Annotated in this window: 1 protein-coding gene; it reads left to right on the top strand. The window is 75.5% G+C overall.

Features of this window, described 5'->3' with window-relative positions; all coding sequences use genetic code 11:
* Positions 1-260: LysR substrate-binding domain-containing protein (locus ADL12_RS24770; RefSeq protein WP_244188040.1), on the top strand; the 260-nt coding region annotated here is incomplete at its 5' end.
* Positions 261-392: the final 132 nt, after the last annotated feature.

The following is a 392-nucleotide window of genomic DNA, read 5'->3' as shown; positions in this document are numbered from 1 at the left end:
TCCTCGACGCGGCGCTCGGCGGGCTGGCCCGTCCCTTGATCGAGCTGTCCTCGACCACCGCGGTCAAGGCGGCCGCGGTGAGCGGGGCGGGGCCGGCGGTGCTGAGCGAGCTCGCCGTGGGGGAGGAACTGTCGATGCGGCGGCTGGTGAGCGTGCCGGTGGCGGACGTGTCGCTGGCGCGGGATCTGCGGGCGGTGTGGCCGACGGGGCATCGCCCGGTGGGCCCGGCGCGGGACCTGCTGTCGCTGACGCGGGGGTAGTTTCTCGCCCCCGCCGCCCCTACCCGTCCCGTCCCCCAGGGGGCTCTGCCCCCTGGACCCCCGCTCCTCGAACGCCGGAGGGGCTGAGTTTTTCAGCCCGTCCGGCGTTTGAGGACGAGGCCCGTTCAGGGC

It is taken from the genome of Streptomyces regalis, from assembly GCF_001509475.1.
Classification (GTDB): Bacteria; Actinomycetota; Actinomycetes; order Streptomycetales; family Streptomycetaceae; genus Streptomyces; species Streptomyces regalis.
This window is presented reverse-complemented; position numbering and strand designations above follow the sequence as displayed.